Origin of the sequence: Histophilus somni 2336, assembly GCF_000019405.1 — a bacterium.
Lineage (GTDB): Bacteria > Pseudomonadota > Gammaproteobacteria > Enterobacterales > Pasteurellaceae > Histophilus > Histophilus somni.
In genome coordinates, this window is sequence record NC_010519.1 from 241,828 (window position 1) to 258,077 (window position 16,250).

Here is a 16,250-nt window from a genome sequence, read left to right on the forward strand (position 1 = left end):
GTGGGTTTCTACTGCTGATCTCTATTGAGATTCACTTCATAGACGCTTCGGGTATGTCCTACCCTGATATTTATTATGCTTGGACTATTGCTTGCCCACGTGTGAAAACATTCATTGCTCCCACTACATCGGCATTTTCTGTATAGCCACATTCTACACATTCAAAATGAGCTTGAGTTTCACGGTTTTCTTTTGCAATATGCCCACAACAAGGGCAAGTTCGACTAGTATTCTGTGCTGGAACAGCAACTAAAAATCCGCCAAGCCATTGCGTTTTATAGTCTAGCTGTCGTCTAAATTCAAACCAAGATTGATCCCGTATTGAACGGTTTAAGCCTGATTTCTGTTTCACATTTTTTCCGTGTGCTTCCACTGTGCCTTTTGCCGATTTGGACATATTCGCAACTTGCAAATCTTCAACGTAGATCATTGCGTGGTTTTTGCTGATTTGGGTTGAGATTTTGTGCAAAAAATCTTTTCGGCAGTTAGCGATTTTATGGTGTAATTTGCCGATTTTTTCTTTCAGTTTTTGCCAGTTTTTACTGAACTTCACTTTGTTTTTAAGTTGTTTTTGCAGTTTGGCTAACTTACCTTTGTAGGTTTTAAACGCATTTATCGGCTCAAAAAATTCGCCATTAGACAGGGTCGCAAAGCGTGCAATGCCCATATCAATGCCGATTTCTCCGCCTTTATGCATCGGGATTTCGTGTTCAAATTCCGTTTGAATACTCACAAAAAAGCGTCCGCACTTTTGGCTGACGGTGACATTTTTCACTTCGCCCACAATTTCACGACTATTACGATAGCGAACCCAACCGATTTTCGGCAGATACAAGCGGTCGTTTTCCTGTTCAATTTTGCAACCTTGCGGAAAACGAAAACTCTCCTTTATACCTTTTTTCTTGAATTTTGGGAAGTCTGCACGCTGTTGAAAGAAATTTTTGAACGCACTTTCAAGGTCTTTTAACGACTGTTGAAGCACTTGAGAATGGCATTCTTTGAGCCAAACTAACTCTTTTTTCCATTGCGGAAGTAGATTAGCGATTTTGGAATAGCGGAATTTATGATTATTATCCAGTTCGTATTGTTCATTTTGCCACGCTAATGCCTTATTGAACACAAAACGGGAACAACCGCAAAACTGCTTGATTTTACGGATTTGTTCACCATTTGGGCTGATTTCAAACTTAAAGGCTTTACGGAGTAACATTGCACAAATTAGAATACAAAGATTGTTATTATTCTACACTTGGTCTATGAAAAAAGAAACAGAGATTAGACGTGGTCGCCACGTTGTTTTTAACTTACACGTTCATTTGGTTTTCGTGACTAAATATCGCGGGGAAGTTTTTACTCAAGCAATTTTGAACGACTTACACACCATTTTTGAAGCTGTTTGTGCTGATTTTGAAGCAAAATTAGTAGAATTTGATGGCGAAGACGATCACGTTCATTTACTTGTTGAATATCCACCGAAAGTAGCTATATCAAACCTTGTGAACAGTTTAAAAGGCGTTTCAAGCAGAATGATTAGAAAGAAAAACTATCCGAGTATTCGCAAAAAATTATGGGGAAATCAGCTTTGGTCTCCGTCTTATTTTGCAGGAAGTTGCGGTGGTGCACCCATATCTATTATTCGCCAATACATTGAGCAACAACAAACACCTGATTAGTTAGGTTTGAAACGGCTACGCCGTTTGTGCCTTATATCCACGCCCTAAAGGACGTGGTTTTACAGCACTGTCTGATAAAACTTAAGCCATAGCAAATACTTAAAATGCAAAGTCCAAAGGATAATATTACTAATGCGATTGCTTGTAGTTTGCCTATAATGCCTGCATCTTCTTTACTCATTTTTCCCTCTAGCTTTAAATGATGTTTTGTTATATACTTAACTACACTTTCTAAATCTCCTTATTGTGACAGGGGAACACTAAGCCGAGTCGCTACTCGGCTTTTTTATTTTTCTATTTCCGCTAAAACGTCAATTTCTTGTACTGTTTCAGCCGTCCAGATTTCTGTTTCTGTATCTAAATCCTTTTCGGTTTCTGTCATCTGATTGAGATAAATCGGCTCTCTGAATTTAAGTGTAAAGCTCAGATCCGCTAATTCATCGTCTAGCAAAGTTAAGTCAAAAGGCGTTTTATACTCATCTTGCATATATCGTTCTAAATCGTTTTCTGCAAGCCATAAGTTAATGGCTGCCATAATTTGCAACGGGTTAATTTGTTTAAAAGGCAATTCATGGAAAAACAATTCAGCACTATATTCGAGGTAGAATAAGATTTCGCCTTTGTCGGTAACGATTTTCCCCTCGTCTATCATTTCGCCATCATCCATCCAAGAATAGAAGTTAGCTTGATAGCGTGGCGGTAGTTTTGCCACTAAATGATCGGTTAAATCCTGATACTTTAATCTCATATTAGATCTACCGTGCCTCTGCCTTTGCCTTTTAATTGGCGGATTGCCTGCACCGCCTCCGCTTGTAGTTGCTTTTGCTCCGTGACAATGTCTCGTTGCTCATGTATCTCTCTTGCGGAGAGGGTCGCAAATTCGGGTAACAATTCTTGCTTGGCTCTTGCGAATACGGCTTTTTCAAATAAGATTTTTTCAAAATTTTTGCCGTTGATGGTCGGACTTTGAATATCATCAACGCTTTTAATACCTTGCTTTTGGTAACGTTGGCTGACGATGTTGAGATCAAACTCAACCGACTGTATGGCATACACTAAAACGCTTTCAATAAGCTCAAGAGGAATTTGCAAGGGGATCGCTCTTTGCTTTTGAAAATCACCGATATTTATCGCACCAAAGAAGCCTGTATTTTCGATTTGTTTGTCAGCAATTGGATTTTCTCTGCCGTTAAGCATGTTTACCTCGCATTTCTTTTACCACCTCATCAAAAGAACAGGGCGGACGATTTAGCAAGGCAATAACCGCTTTGATGTCAATCTCAGGATTATTTTCTGCTAACGCCGCCTGTTGTGCGGGGTCTATTAAATCGCTGACATTAATGCCTTCGTCATTTAATCCAATTATTAATGCGTTTAAACGCATAAAACAACGGCTAATAAGGCTATTTACACCGGATTTAGGATTTAGGTATAGGCTTTTCTTTAATAGCTTTATAGCGCTTATTAGACGCATAGGATCGGATACGCTCGCCGCATGAGCTTTCCCAGTTGCATTTTTCAGCAACTGGATAGCCGCTTGTTTAAACCATGCGGAAACTAAAACCTCGTTTAATTGCCACGTCGTCGCTACTTTTTCGAATGTTTGCGAAAAATACGGCTCAACAGGACTTCCCATTGCTGTTGTATGAATAGTCCAATCAAGCATATGTTTCGCCATAAACGTTGGAATTGTGCTTTTAAAGCGTTCCGGCAATCTTTGACCATTGGTAATAGCTTTTTCTGCCAAATTGAATGCTTGCTCAAAATGACCAATATCAAGCAAATACACAAGGCAATAGCCAATAACATCATTTTGATCTGCTCTCCCATCATTAAAATGCTGCTCTACAAAAGGCATCCATTTAGGTAAAAATTGGGTGCGTTTGTATTCGTTTCTGTCCGCAAAAGCAGAAAATTGACGGATTTTTTCAACGTCCTGATTTAATGCAATTAATACCGCACTTTGCGTTACACTTGGCATTTCTGCACTTGCGTTAGCCTGTGCGTTAAGTTGAGCTTGCTCTAATTTAGCCAGCTCTTGCATTCTTGCTTGTTGCTCTCTTAATCCCATTTTCTGCCCTACGGTTCTTTATTAAAGCCTAATCGCTTGCCTGTGCCATGGGTTTATCCGGTTTCCCGATAACTACATTTTCAGCCTCGATAGCCGTCATCAAGCCGGTATCTTCCACTACATAACCTTCATTGCGGTAGTAGCTTGTGATAATCCCCATCTTGTCTTGATTGCTTTCAAAACGACGGCGTACACTTGATGATTGCGTATAGATACTGAGATTGTTTAATGTGGTTACTGCCGCACCTTTCGCCGGGAAGTTCGGCGGTATAATGGCTCGCATACCTGCAAAAGTATTCACAAGGTTATGTGAACCTAATGCCGCACGTTCTGTCGCAGTCAATTTTGATGCTTTGCTAATGTATTTGCTTTCCACATTGACTAAATCTGCACCCACCAAGAAAACTAAATCCGTGCGGTTTTGATGGCGTAAATCTAAGCCTTGTTTTAAATCAAGGGCTAATTCATCAAGGTTGGCAAATTCTGCATCTGTGCCGTAAAGGTTTATTTTATGGCTTGAGTTACCTGTATACACATTGGCGGATTTTTGCTCTTTAAGAAGTGCAAGCCAACCTTTATTCACATCAGATAAATCACTTTGTGAAGTCGTTGGTGCTACGCTCTTACCATGCCAGCCCACCTGCAACATATCCAAGGCAACTTGCTTGTTAAAGAACTCAGCATAAAGTGCCGGTAATTTGTCGCCAAAACGGGCGAACTGGTCGAACATATCCCAGGGTACTAAAATACCGCTATCCGTGCGTGCAAGCTCATAGCCTGTTTGCGTATGGTTAAGGGTTGCAATATGGCGTTCGGTTGGTTTGCGACCTGTGATGCCTTTTTCGGTTGCACCCCATAATTTCAAGCCTTTGAGATCGGTTACTTGCACCATATTGATTTCTTTTAAGAAATCGCTGGATTGCTGGATATTTGAGCCCAATAAGGCAGCTTTCGGGGCTTCTAAGCTAAACTCTTCCCCTAAACGCACCTCTGCGAAAGGAACGTTATAATGTTGTGCGATAGCTTGGATAAATGCGTTATAAATCTGTTTTCTGTTCATTGTATCCTCCTAGAATCCTGAATTTTCAAGGTTGAACATATTGTCCGCATTGCCTAATTCCGATGGTGTTTGGGTAACAGGCTGTAATAACTGATTAAATTTCGCTTCTAATACATCGTATTTGGTTTTGAGCTCATTAAATTCTTGTTTGCTAACGGTTTCCGCGGGTTGTTCCGTTGGTTTATCTGCTGCTTGCTCTTTTTCTTGTTGCTGTTCGGCTTGCTCTGAAAAGGCTTGTGCTACTGCACCAGCTACTGCAGTAGCGATTAAAGTTGAAAATTCTTGTTTGTCCATGTTGTCAATCTCTATTGCTGTTGGGTTGCCTGTATTGGCGGTATTTTCTTGGTTTTCTTTAATTTCCGGCTGTTCGCCACTGAATAGCCAATTAAAAAACTTGCTGAAAAAGTGATTTTTTTTCTTGTTCGGTGATTTCATTCATGTTGTGCACCTCTTGGGGAAAATTAATATTAAACTCAAGATGATCACTGATAATCACATCTTTTGAGCCGATACGATTAAACATTAAGGCGTTTGTGCCTGTTGATGCGGGGCTGTCAGTAATGGCTAATCCGCTTAAGTATGCTTTTCCTGTTTGTGCAAAGTTCGGTGTGATTTCAATGCTGGTAAAAATCTTCTGCCCTGATTGATTTAGCTCTAATAATTGTGCGTTCGGTGCAAGTCTTGCGTATAGCTTGGTTTTGCCCTCTTCATCCTCGGTTTTTAACTCTACCACCCTTCCATAGTTGCCAAAGTTGCGATAGTGCTCAAGCCAAATTAAAGCGGTATAAACTTCGGGATTGTAGCTTTCTGCCATGTCTTTGAGGTCTTGCGCATCAATATGCCGACCATCAACAGTTGCCCCAGCAGTCGCAATACAAACAAAATTAGTAAAAAGTTCTGTTTTCATTTTTAGCCTCTATCATTTTTTTATTTTGCAAGTTTTTAACAGGCTTTTGTAAAAGTGCAGTGGGTTATTGCGTGGTTATTGGCGAATAGCCGATAAATAACCGATGGGCACTTTTCTTTTCTTTTTTTAGCTGGCTCAAAATAGTGCAAAAGAGGAATAAAAATGCCAATAAGTAAGCTGCGTAAGCGGAAAAGCAAATATGACGACGAGGTCATTTATCAAGCTCGTTACTTGTATTTGAAAAAATACAGTCCACAAGAAATTGTCAAAGAATTAGGCTTAAATTCGCCCCGTCCAGTGTATTACTGGGCGGAGAAATACAACTGGCGTAACTTGATCAATGAACAAGGCATAGAAGAGTTAATTGCCTTACGTATTGTTGCCCTGATTGAGCGTGAGGGGAAAACAGATCAGGAGATCAAAGAACTAGAAAGCCTAATAGAAAAAGATTTGCAATATAAGCATCAACGGGCGAAACAGGCACAAAAAACTAAAGAAAATAGTACCGCACTTTTTGCTGAAGAAACGCCGGGACGAAAAAGCAAGAAAAAAGCAGCGGTTAAAAACGACATATCACATATTACCGATGATATGTTTGAGCCGTTTTTGTCCAGTTTGTTTGATTATCAGTTAAGAGCAAGAGAACAAAAAGCACTGCATAAAGTGCGGATGATTTTAAAAAGCCGTCAGATTGGGGCGACTTATTATTTTGCTTTTGAGGCATTAGAGGATGCGATTAAAACAGGCGATAATCAAATTTTTCTCTCAGCATCCAAGAAACAAGCGGAGATTTTCAAGACTTACATCACTAAAATGGCTCGCCAATATTTTAATGTCGAGCTAAAAGGCAATCCGATTATTTTAAGCAACGGTGCTGAATTGCATTTCTTATCTACCAATAAAAGCACGGCACAAGGCTATCATGGTCATGTGTACGGCGATGAGTTCGCATGGTTGCGTAATTTTAAAGAGTTTTATACGGTTGCTTCTGCCATGGCGACCCATAAAAAATGGCGTGAAACTTATTTCTCTACACCCTCTTCTAAACTGCATGAAAGCTATGCATTTTGGTCCGGGGATATGTGGAAAGAGTCGGATAAAAAACGCCGTGATATTGTTTTTCCAAGCCTTGAACAAATGTGCAATGGGGGCGTGGTTTGTCCTGATGGTGCTTGGCGTTATGTGATAACAATACATGATGCGTTAAAAGGGGGTGCGGGAGTTTTATTTGACTTAGATCAATTAAAACAAAAATATTCAGCCTTGGCATTTAAGCAGCTTTTTGAATGTCATTGGATTGATGATGAAGACAGTATTTTCACTATTAGCAAACTGCTGAAATGTGCGGTCAATATTAATAAATGGGCGGATTTTCAGCCCGATACGCCTCGTCCTTTTGGCGATCGTGAGGTGTGGGGCGGTTATGATCCTGCACATAGTTCTGATGGTGCGTCTTTTGTGATTGTTGCACCACCAATTAATGAGGGCGAGAAGTTTCGGGTTTTGGCTCGTTATCAATGGTTCGGCTTGTCGTACCGTTGGCAAGCGGAGCAAATTAAGAAACTCTATCAACAATACAACTTTAGCTATATTGGTATTGATGCAAATGGCGTAGGTCAAGGGGTTTTTGAGATGATCCAAGAGTTCGCACGGCGTGAGGCAAGACCAATTTTATATAGCCTGGAAACAAAATCCGGGCTTGTACTTAAAGTTCATGACCTTGTTGAGCGTGGTTTGATTGAGTGGAGCGAGGAGGAAAAAGATATTGCTGCCTCGTTTTTGATGATCAAGCAGACCTCCACACAATCCGGTGCAAAAATTACCTTTACCGCAGACCGCACTTCACAATTACAGCATGCGGATGTTTTCTGGGCGATTGCTCATGCAATTAATAAAAAATCCTTAATTGATGATAGACCAAGACGCCGCTCAGTATGGCGTATAAATTAGGAATAAAAACATGAAAAAACAAAAAAATACCAATAAGCCGATAATGTTCTCTTTTCAGCCGCAAGGAGATTGGGAGCTATCTATGCCACCTGCGTTAGATTACACAGGCATTTATTTTAATGACTTTTATCAATGCTACGAGCCGCCGATCAAACGTTGGTCATTGGCGAGATTGCCTTCGCAAAATGCACAACATTGCGGCATTTTGCACAGTCGGGCGAATATGATAGCCGCTGACTATGACCAAGGTGGATTGTCTAAAATGGATATGCGTGCGGCTTGTTTGAATTTAATTCAGTTTGGTGATGTGGGATTGTTAAAAGTACGCAATGGCTTTGGGCAAGTGGTTAAATTAATTACGCTCTCCAGTCTGTATTTACGCAAAACGAAAGAGGGAAACTATCGCTATTTGGTGCGTAGATCGCTCACGGATACAGAACAATCCGATATTCTTACTTATCCGGCACAAGATATTATTTTTATTAAGCTCTACGACCCTATGCAACAGGTTTATGGTGTGCCTGATTATATGGGCGGTATTCAGTCCGCTTTGTTGAATTCTGATGCTACAACGTTCAGAAGACGCTATTTTGCTAACGGTTCGCATTTGGGCTTTATTCTCTATACTACTGACCCTAATGTCACGGAGGAAATGGAAGAAAATATCAATAAATCCTTAAATGGTTCGCAAGGCGTGGGGAATTTTAAATCGATGTTTGTGAATTCGCCTGATGGTCATCCGGACGGATTAAAGGTTATTCCTATTGGGGATACGGGTAAAAAAGACGAGTTTGGAACAATCAAAAACGTATCCGCACAAGATGTATTAACTGCACATCGTTATCCACCCGGATTATCCGGCGTTATACCTCAAACGGGGAGTTTTGGCGACCCGTTAAAAATGCGTTTGGCTTATCGCCAAGATGAAGTTTTACCGATGCAAGATTTAATTTCATCGTCCATTAATGGCGATATTGAGATCGCACGAAATAAGGCGTTACAGATTAGTTTCAAACAACGTCAAATACTGCAAAAATAGTGATTTTATGCTAAAATAAGCACCTGTTTGACGAAGAAGAAGGGATTTTCACAACATGGCACGAATTTTTAAAATCTATTGTCGAGAATGTAAATCACCTGCGATTATTCAGCGTACAGATCGCTTGCATCCCGATCTTTATGATTTATATTGCGTGTGTAAAAATCCTGAATGTGGCCATACTTGGAAAGCACAATATAATTTTTCTCATTCTTTGCGTCCTACACAATTAGACCGTGATGAATTGGTCAAATATTTAATTAGTAAGATGCCTAAAACAGAGCTTGAGCAACTGGGAAGGGATATAGAACAGCAGTTAAAGTTGGCAATATAGCCGTAATTTTAGGCAGTCAACATCAAGGCTAGTTTCCTTTTGCCTTGGTAAAGGCGGAAGATCATAACCTCCGCCTTTTTTCTTGGTGACTGGGATATGTTTAAATGGTTGGTATATTTTCATAAAACTTTTTCGGTTCACAACCGCATAACATCATCATCTTAGCAATGATATTCCGTTGTTTTTGTTCCTCATGAACAGGCAATTTAAAACGCTTTAAATCTTCCGCTTTAAAATTCAATCCTTGCTTATACTGTAAAAAAAACTTCGGAAAATATTTTTCTATAATGCTGAACAAATAAAACGATTGAATTTGTTCCTTTGGGGAAATTACTGCATATCTATCTTCTATTTTGCTTTCTTTACGTAAATATAGGACCTCTCCTCTCGTTGCTGATATTTGAATAATAATTGTCCCTATTGGATAAATTTTGTCTTTGCTTGGTCTAGGTTCTATTTCTGCTACTTCTGTTAAAAATCGCATTTTTATTTTCATATAAACATCTTACTTAAAAAGTATTTTTTAATGGTTTCAAGTTGAGAAATAATTTTAAGTTCATGCTCGATAAAGCCGGTGAATTGTTCAACTTCTTGCTCAGTAATGAATAGCGAGCCTTGCTTACTGGATATAAGCTGTTGTATGGCTTTCTTCTCTTTCGTTCTTGGTGCAAAAACTTGTGCTAAAATTTGTTTTACTTGCTCAAATTCGGCTTTATCCTCTGCACTGCCATGTGTCATTTCAAGTTCTGCCAACATTGCAACAAAGGCTTGACCGCTTTTTTCAATATCATTGGTTAAATCCAGTAGCTCTTGTGCCTCCTTCAGTAAATCAATTTCAGGATCGGGCTCTGATTTATCCACATAACGCGGAATATTTAAATTGAAATCATTTTGTTGTATTTCTGTGTAATTGGCTAAATGTGCGAGCTTATCAATATTGTGCCTTAATTGATAAGCGGTAAGCACTTGATTGACGTGCTCAGGTCGCATAATGTTATTGGATTTCGCTTTCTCAAATAAATCTGCTGCATCGATAACATAAATATCTGAGCTTTGCTTTTTAAAGGTTAAAATAGCGGTTGGAATTTTTGCACTGATAAATAGATTATCGGGCAATCCTATCACACTCGAGAAATAACCTTGCTCAATCAGTTTTTGTCTGATTTTTCCTTCTGAGTTACCACGAAATAACACCCCGTGAGGAAGAATAAAATGTGCCGTTCCCTCCTCTTTTAAATGATGTAGCCCATGCAAAACAAAGGCATAATCAGCTGCATTTTTAGGTGCTAAGCCAAAATATTCAAACCGTTCATCACTCACGGGATTCCATTTTGCAGAATAAGGCGGATTACTTACCACACAATCCACTTTTAACCCTCGCCAATCTAATTTTGTGTTTTCAATATCGCTATATTGCCCGTTTCTCGTCAGTCTATATTCTGCAAAAGTTTCACCAGTTAAAACATCACAATGCTTAACTTCTGCGGTGATGCCACGCACACAAAGATTAAACAACAAGAATGCAATTGCCTCTTTTGAATATTCTTGACAATAGAAAGTCGCATTAGGGTTTACCTTCCACTTCGCTATTGTTAACGCCCCGGTACCGGCACAAACATCTAATACACTATCTACTTCAGGCGTTAACCGGCTCACTAATTGGCAAATAGCCGATGGTGTAAAATCCTGTTTTAATGATTTTCTGTCTGCAAAATTCTCTTGAAACTCTTGCAGAAAACAATCTTGACTTAAATCAGGTTTTTGAGATAAATATCGCGCAAAGACTTCATTTCGCTTTTGTTTATCAAATAACAGATTAATAAGATGCTCTGTTATTTGATAATCCCATTTTAAATTGAGTAATTCGGTTATTTTCATTTGGATAATTGATAAATCAACTCTTCACTAACTCCAACATTTCCCACGGGAAAGATCTTTTATCTAAAACTTCTCCGCCTTCTATTTCAATTGCGTGCTCTCTGTCAATTTGGACTATTGCTTGTCCTTTTTTGCTAAAATATTGATCTTGATTTTGTGCGATTACGCCATAAACTGCACCGCGCCATGTGTCTATTTTTACTCTTGACCCTACGGGGAAAGGCAATGTATATCCGTTTTCGGCTACCCATTGTTGGATCATTTCGCTTTCTTTTTTGTCGATAGCAAAAGAAAGGCTTTTTTCTTCAAATTCTTTTGCTTGTGCATAGCTCCAGCCATGGAATTTGATAAATTCTTCTGCCATAAGATCATCGAATCCCGCCCAATTTCTTAATAGGGTTTCATATAAGCCTGTTTCTTCGGCGGGTATATCTTCGCAGTGGTCGGGATATTCTTCTTCAATCCATGCTTTAATAAATGCAGCAAAGGCATCATCTTCAAGTGTTGGGCGTGGGACTTCGGGGATCCATTTGTTATTTACTATCATGTTGTTTCTCCTGTTTAGTGGGTTTCTTCTAAAATTGGGGTGATTTTGTAAGCACGGATTTGTCGCCCCAGCATTTTTTTCGGGACTTTGAATTGATATTCATAGCCTTTTTCCGGCGTTGTTGGGCTTTGTAATATCTTTGCATTAGCGAGGATTTTTAGTGCCATGTTGCGTGGATAGCCTTGCGTTGCTTCCTTGAATGCTTGTGGGATAACGTAAAAATAACCGCCTTCTCCTCTAAATTCATCTTCTAGGATTTTGATGCCATAGATTTTATTTGGGGTTTTGGCGTTTTGATCTGTTGGGTATTCAACAAAGGCACCTTCATTCATGGTTATCCAGTCCATTAAATTAGCGATGAGTTTCGTTTCTTCTCGGCTGTTTTCGCCATATTCCTCTTTCCAGTTCAGGAAATTTTTTAATATGACTTGTTGATTTTCTTCGATGCTCCATTGGGTAATATGGCTGGCAAGATGTAATGCAGTTTCTAGCACGGCAAAACGATCAGTAGCCACTCGTTGCACTTGGCCACTCATGTTGTCGGCAAGATCTGCCCATTTTTTGCGGATGATTTTATAGCTTTCTTTTGCGAGCTCTGCATTTTTTGCCAAAAAGGCGATCCATTCTCGCCCTGCGGTGCCGTAATATTCTCTTACGCTTTCGTTTAAGTGGTCGGCGTGGCTTTTGTTGTTGGTAAAGTAATGTAGGTTTTTTGCCTCTTCGAGAGGGATATTAATTAACCGCACTAATTGCCCTGCGTGGACTTTTACGCCTTGCAAGGCGAGCTGGGTTTCGAGGTCTTTTTCGCCCGTTGAAAGTGCGGTCACTTTCCAGCGGTTTATGTCTTTGTTTCCCCCCTCTTTTTTGCCTTGTAGTTTGCCTGTTTCGTTGAATAGGTCGTAGGCGATAGCTTCTAGATTTTTAGCATCTTTTGCTTGTCCGATTTCGTCCAAAGTAATTAAGCCGTCGTTGCGTGCTGCCGCTTCGTTTTTTACGCCTACGGCGGTTGCACTCCAGCTTAATTTGATTTTGTCCGGGTCGCCATAAAGACTATTAGCGATATTTAGAATAGTGGTTTTCCCTTTTGAGCTTTCGGCGTATAAATGGACGCCAAATGAGTCACGTCCTAAAATTGCTAATAAAGGTGCAGCAAGTGCTACGGCAACGCCTAGCATCATGGATGGATTGCCTTTTAGGTTTTGTGCTATTTCTCTTTGCCAATCGTTTAATGTGCCTTTTGTGCGGTAGCCTGATGCGGATCCGCTTTCGCCATTAAAATAGATAGGTTTACTAGGCTCTCCGATAATTTCGCCACTTGGCAATAAATAGGCACTATCTTGCCAGCCTGTTGATGCGGTGACTTTCCAGAAGGGAGCTTGTCTGCTGAGCACATGAAAATGCTCTACAAGATGATTAGTCAGATTTTTGGCCGTCATCAGTAGCCCTTTACGCTTAAGTTGTCGCCATCCTGCTTCTGTGCCAAAGTCAGCAAGGCTTACAGCTTCTATATGGCTTTCTTTTTGGCTGAAATGTTTCCATTTGAAAAGATAGTAATAATCGCCGATGTCGTTGCGTCCGTTGCCTACAAGGGTTAATGGACTGCATATCCAACTGAGCTTTTCATTGATGACGGCACCAGTGTCCCGATCTACCTTGGGAACAACATAGAATAAGCCGTTGAGCTTGCCTTCTTCTCGTTCGTCAACATAAGGCTCTTTGTGGGTTTCGATGTCGGGTTCATATCCTACGACTTGTTCAGCAAAGGCTAAGTCTTCGCTGTCCGTTCTGAGCTTTTCAAGATAGTCGCTCACATCTTCTAAAGGTTCGCCCAATAAATCCACAAAAACAACGTCATTTGCTTTGCTGTTTTGTGCCAGGTTAAGCAAAAGTGCGGTTTTTTTTATGGGGGAAAATTCCCCCGCTTCCATTATACGCACTTTCTTATGGTTTTCCGGGATAATGCGTAGGCTTGAAATTTGTTCGATTTGCTTCGGCCCTAAAACAATTGGCTTTTCGGGAAGAAATACCCCGAATTTGTCTTTAAGCGTGCCATAATGGGAAAGAATATATTTTCCTTTCTTACCTGCGTAGCTCCATGCGTCCTCGCCTACGATAATAAAAGCAATATCTGTTGTATTGATGGCTTGCTTTTTAAAATCCTTTACATTTGGGGCGTTTTTGAGGTTCTTTTTCTTGACTATCATATCTCTTCCCTTGAGGTTGAATAGCGTCCCAGCTGTTCATTTTGGGCGATTTCACGCCAGCTTTTAAGGTGCATATCCAAGGTATAACAAAGGTTATCCATGGCGATAAAATAGCGGTCGCTTTTTTTATGATTAAACTCGGGGCTGTCGGAGCTTGCACCGATATGTTGGATTTCAAAGAGATAATCAACGTAGGCATTTAAGGTTGAAATTGTTTCTTTGAGCTGTGCCTCCATGGCAAAACGTACAACAGAAGATTTAGACATATAACCCCCCTTTTGTATTAATGCGAGCCACAAAGACGGCTTGATGTTGGGTGAGATTGAGCTGTTGGCGTGCTTGTTGGATTGATTTTGCACGTATGGCGATTTTTAGGCGGTTTTTGCCTAAGAATAGGATAAATTTGAATAGCATTTTGATCGTCTCTTTGTTTAGTAAATGTGAATTGCTGTTCCCTAAAGGGTGCAGCAAGGTTTCAACTACCGCAAAGAAACGGCTCGCCTTATTCGTGCGGATAAACTCCGCCTTATCTCGACGTATAGACCTTGCCACAAATTCAGATAAACAGATTGAGCTTAGTAGGCTCAAGCCATTGATGATAGGAATTTGAGGTAAAAAAATTCCGCAAGTCTTACGGGTGCGGTAGCCGTTCTTTGTAGTAGTGTCGCCAATACTAACCGCACTTTGATTTTTTGGCAATACTGAAAATTTGATTTTTGTCATGTTTCTGTACCTTTTCAAACTCATTTAGGCTATAATCCATGACGTTCTTTTTAGAACTCCATGATTTATTTCTTTCCTATGAGTTAAGTTAATTTACTTGTGCCCTTGCCATTTGGTTGAGGGCTTTTTTGTTGGGTTATTTCCACTAAACTGGGTGTAATCTTGGTGCTGCCCCTTAGGGTTCTTCTATCGTTTTTGCTATCGGCTCCAATCGCTTACTCTGTATTTCGTCAATATCGTCAATAGAACAGAATAATTGCGTTAGTACTATGTCTAGTATTTTTTCTTGAGATAACTGAACCTCTTGCCCCTCGTCATTAAAAGCCATTACGGGCTTTTTCTCTTTTAACTGAATAATTAAATCTCTTGAGGTTTCTAATGTGTTCTTAATACCCTCTAAATCGGGCTTAAATGCGTTTTCTTGGTTTGCTTGATAATTTGTATTACTCATCATCTAAATCTCCTTTATAGCTTGAATATGCAGCTTTAAGCGTGGTGATTTCGTTTGATAGGTTTCGCATATTAATCACCCTCTTTTAACATATTTTCTTTTGCGTTTTGATAAACGTCTTTTTTAATTTCAAAACCGTAACTATTACGCCCCAGTTCTCTTGCTGCTCTAAGCGTTGAGCCACTCCCCGCAACAGGATCGATGACAACATCGCCCTCGTCGGTAAAAATCTCAATCAGACGCTTTAATACATCGATTGGTTTTTGGGTTGGGTGTAATTTTGGGTATTTCTTGCGGTCGTCCCTTGTCCATTCCATCCAGTTTTTGATCATCTTTCCGTTGTTGCGAAACTTCGGCAATTTCTCGCGGTAAAGAATTAAGGCGTATTCTGTTGCACCGACAACTTTCATGTTTGCCTTTAAGACTTGTGGGCTTGAAGACTTGATAAATACCAAGGGGATATGCTTTTTAAAGCCATACTTCTCCGCATATTCAAGGACCATTTGGATTTGTTGGAATGCACAGAACACAATCATGCAAGGCGCTTGATTACGCTCTTTTGGCTCTTTAACAAGCATTTTTGAACAGAAATGCATAAATTCCGCAATGCGAAAGTTTTCATCTGTGTCAAAAAAGGCTTTGTTGGCTTTGTCGCTTTCGCCGTTTTTATTATCGCCGTCCTTGTACCATTCCGGACTACTTGCATAAGCGTTATTGCCTACGTTATAGGGAATATCCGCAATGACAAGCTGGGCTTTTGGGATATGGTAGCGTTTATAGTTTTGGAAATGGTCGTTAAAAAGTTCGCATTTTTGGGTGCGTTTGATGTGTTCCATTTACGCCTCCTTATGCATTACCGCTTAAAGTGCGGTATTGTTTTGGGTTAATTCGAGCGTAGCAAATTGCATTACTGAGGTTTACGCGGTTGCGGGCTTGTTGCTCGTTGTTGGCGAAAATACTGAGGTGTAGGCGGTTTTTGCCTAGTAAAATGAATTTGTAGATCATGAGTGTAACTCCGTTTGTGTTTTTAGGAGTTACCGCACGCAAAGTTCTGAGGCTTTGATATTGGCGGCAACGTATCATGAGCTCAGAAACTGCGTCAAACGGTACACAGCAAAGGGCGAAACCTTTCCCATGATACGCTACCATTGAGATTAAACACTTTGCACCATAAGCAAAGGGATTAATTTGAGATGTGCGTAGGGTACGAATAAAAAAAGCACGGTTTAAAGGCGTGCTACTATTCGCCGTTTGTCTAACGTTCGAGTTCTGAGGCTCGGCACTTGTTTTTTTCAAGTGCATATTCATCTTAGTTTAATCCTTTTGCTTAATCAACATGGTTTATTATGAAATATTTTCATTTATTTGTAAAATTGAATGAATTACTTTAATATAAAACAAGATTCATAATAA

General features: G+C 40.0%; 20 protein-coding genes. 4 read left to right on the plus strand and 16 right to left on the minus strand.

Annotation, left to right across the window (positions count from 1 at the left end):
- Window positions 1-73: 73 nt before the first annotated feature.
- Window positions 74-1,210 carry an RNA-guided endonuclease InsQ/TnpB family protein gene (locus HSM_RS01140; RefSeq protein WP_012341093.1) on the minus strand — a complete coding sequence of 379 codons (1,137 nt, stop codon included), beginning with the start codon at window positions 1,208-1,210 and terminating at the stop codon, window positions 74-76.
- 46 nt (window positions 1,211-1,256) lie between these two features.
- Here HSM_RS01140 and tnpA point away from each other — a divergent pair, with 46 nt between their 5' ends.
- A complete protein-coding gene (gene tnpA, locus HSM_RS01145) occupies window positions 1,257-1,673 on the plus strand; it encodes an IS200/IS605 family transposase (protein WP_012341094.1) in 417 nt (138 codons plus the stop codon).
- A gap of 286 nt (window positions 1,674-1,959) precedes the next feature.
- Here tnpA and HSM_RS01150 read toward each other — a convergent pair whose 3' ends face one another.
- The 6 genes from HSM_RS01150 to HSM_RS11060 are packed head-to-tail and all read right to left on the minus strand — an operon-like array spanning window position 1,960 to window position 5,711.
- Window positions 1,960-2,421: a phage tail protein gene (locus HSM_RS01150; protein ID WP_012341095.1), complete on the minus strand. Its 462-nt coding sequence runs from the start codon at window positions 2,419-2,421 to the stop codon at window positions 1,960-1,962.
- Window positions 2,418-2,870 (minus strand): head completion/stabilization protein, encoded by a 453-nt coding sequence (locus HSM_RS01155; protein ID WP_012341096.1) that lies wholly within the window; start codon window positions 2,868-2,870, stop codon window positions 2,418-2,420. Before HSM_RS01155 ends, HSM_RS01150 begins: the two co-directional genes overlap by 4 nt.
- On the minus strand, window positions 2,863-3,744 hold the full coding sequence (gene gpM, locus HSM_RS01160) for a phage terminase small subunit (protein ID WP_012341097.1): 882 nt from the start codon (window positions 3,742-3,744) through the stop codon (window positions 2,863-2,865). The genes HSM_RS01155 and gpM overlap by 8 nt, the downstream gene beginning before the upstream one ends.
- 28 nt (window positions 3,745-3,772) lie before the next feature.
- Entirely contained in the window at window positions 3,773-4,804 is a 1,032-nt protein-coding gene (locus HSM_RS01165) for a phage major capsid protein, P2 family (RefSeq protein ID WP_012341098.1), read from the minus strand.
- 9 nt (window positions 4,805-4,813) lie between these two features.
- Window positions 4,814-5,239, minus strand: coding sequence for a hypothetical protein (locus HSM_RS11055; RefSeq protein ID WP_012341099.1), 426 nt, complete (start codon window positions 5,237-5,239; stop codon window positions 4,814-4,816).
- Window positions 5,190-5,711, minus strand: a complete 522-nt coding sequence (locus tag HSM_RS11060; RefSeq protein ID WP_012341100.1) for a GPO family capsid scaffolding protein — start codon at window positions 5,709-5,711, stop codon at window positions 5,190-5,192. Before HSM_RS11060 ends, HSM_RS11055 begins: the two co-directional genes overlap by 50 nt.
- A 162-nt stretch (window positions 5,712-5,873) precedes the next feature.
- Here HSM_RS11060 and HSM_RS01175 point away from each other — a divergent pair, with 162 nt between their 5' ends.
- From HSM_RS01175 to HSM_RS01185, 3 genes are read left to right on the plus strand one after another with little or no spacing between them, the layout of a single operon-like run.
- A complete protein-coding gene (locus tag HSM_RS01175; protein ID WP_012341101.1) occupies window positions 5,874-7,661 on the plus strand; it encodes a terminase large subunit domain-containing protein in 1,788 nt (595 codons plus the stop codon).
- 43 nt (window positions 7,662-7,704) lie between these two features.
- Window positions 7,705-8,700 (plus strand): phage portal protein, encoded by a 996-nt coding sequence (locus HSM_RS01180; protein WP_256692766.1) that lies wholly within the window; start codon window positions 7,705-7,707, stop codon window positions 8,698-8,700.
- Window positions 8,701-8,755: 55 nt separating this feature from the next.
- Window positions 8,756-9,034, plus strand: coding sequence for an ogr/Delta-like zinc finger family protein (locus tag HSM_RS01185; RefSeq protein ID WP_012341103.1), 279 nt, complete (start codon window positions 8,756-8,758; stop codon window positions 9,032-9,034).
- A gap of 100 nt (window positions 9,035-9,134) precedes the next feature.
- Here the strand turns inward: HSM_RS01185 and HSM_RS01190 are convergent, their stop codons facing one another.
- From HSM_RS01190 to HSM_RS01230, 9 genes are all read right to left on the minus strand, one after another.
- Window positions 9,135-9,518 (minus strand): restriction endonuclease subunit S, encoded by a 384-nt coding sequence (locus HSM_RS01190; RefSeq protein WP_157857760.1) that lies wholly within the window; start codon window positions 9,516-9,518, stop codon window positions 9,135-9,137.
- A gap of 8 nt (window positions 9,519-9,526) precedes the next feature.
- Window positions 9,527-10,912 (minus strand): N-6 DNA methylase, encoded by a 1,386-nt coding sequence (locus HSM_RS01195; RefSeq protein ID WP_012341105.1) that lies wholly within the window; start codon window positions 10,910-10,912, stop codon window positions 9,527-9,529.
- A gap of 16 nt (window positions 10,913-10,928) precedes the next feature.
- A complete protein-coding gene (locus tag HSM_RS01200) occupies window positions 10,929-11,459 on the minus strand; it encodes a hypothetical protein (protein ID WP_012341106.1) in 531 nt (176 codons plus the stop codon).
- Between the two features lie 14 nt (window positions 11,460-11,473).
- Window positions 11,474-13,663 carry a DUF927 domain-containing protein gene (locus tag HSM_RS01205; protein ID WP_012341107.1) on the minus strand — a complete coding sequence of 730 codons (2,190 nt, stop codon included), beginning with the start codon at window positions 13,661-13,663 and terminating at the stop codon, window positions 11,474-11,476.
- Complete coding sequence (locus HSM_RS01210) at window positions 13,660-13,929, minus strand: hypothetical protein (RefSeq protein ID WP_012341108.1); 270 nt, start codon at window positions 13,927-13,929, stop codon at window positions 13,660-13,662. The genes HSM_RS01205 and HSM_RS01210 overlap by 4 nt, the downstream gene beginning before the upstream one ends.
- The gene (locus HSM_RS01215) at window positions 13,922-14,386 is read right to left on the minus strand and encodes a hypothetical protein (RefSeq protein ID WP_265468962.1); all 465 of its coding nucleotides are present in this window, start codon (window positions 14,384-14,386) and stop codon (window positions 13,922-13,924) included. Before HSM_RS01215 ends, HSM_RS01210 begins: the two co-directional genes overlap by 8 nt.
- 175 nt (window positions 14,387-14,561) lie before the next feature.
- Entirely contained in the window at window positions 14,562-14,837 is a 276-nt protein-coding gene (locus HSM_RS01220) for a hypothetical protein (RefSeq protein ID WP_256692822.1), read from the minus strand.
- 71 nt (window positions 14,838-14,908) lie between these two features.
- Window positions 14,909-15,673, minus strand: coding sequence for a DNA-methyltransferase (locus tag HSM_RS01225; protein ID WP_012341112.1), 765 nt, complete (start codon window positions 15,671-15,673; stop codon window positions 14,909-14,911).
- A gap of 10 nt (window positions 15,674-15,683) precedes the next feature.
- Window positions 15,684-16,145: an ash family protein gene (locus tag HSM_RS01230; protein WP_012341113.1), complete on the minus strand. Its 462-nt coding sequence runs from the start codon at window positions 16,143-16,145 to the stop codon at window positions 15,684-15,686.
- Between the last annotated feature and the right edge of the window lie 105 nt (window positions 16,146-16,250).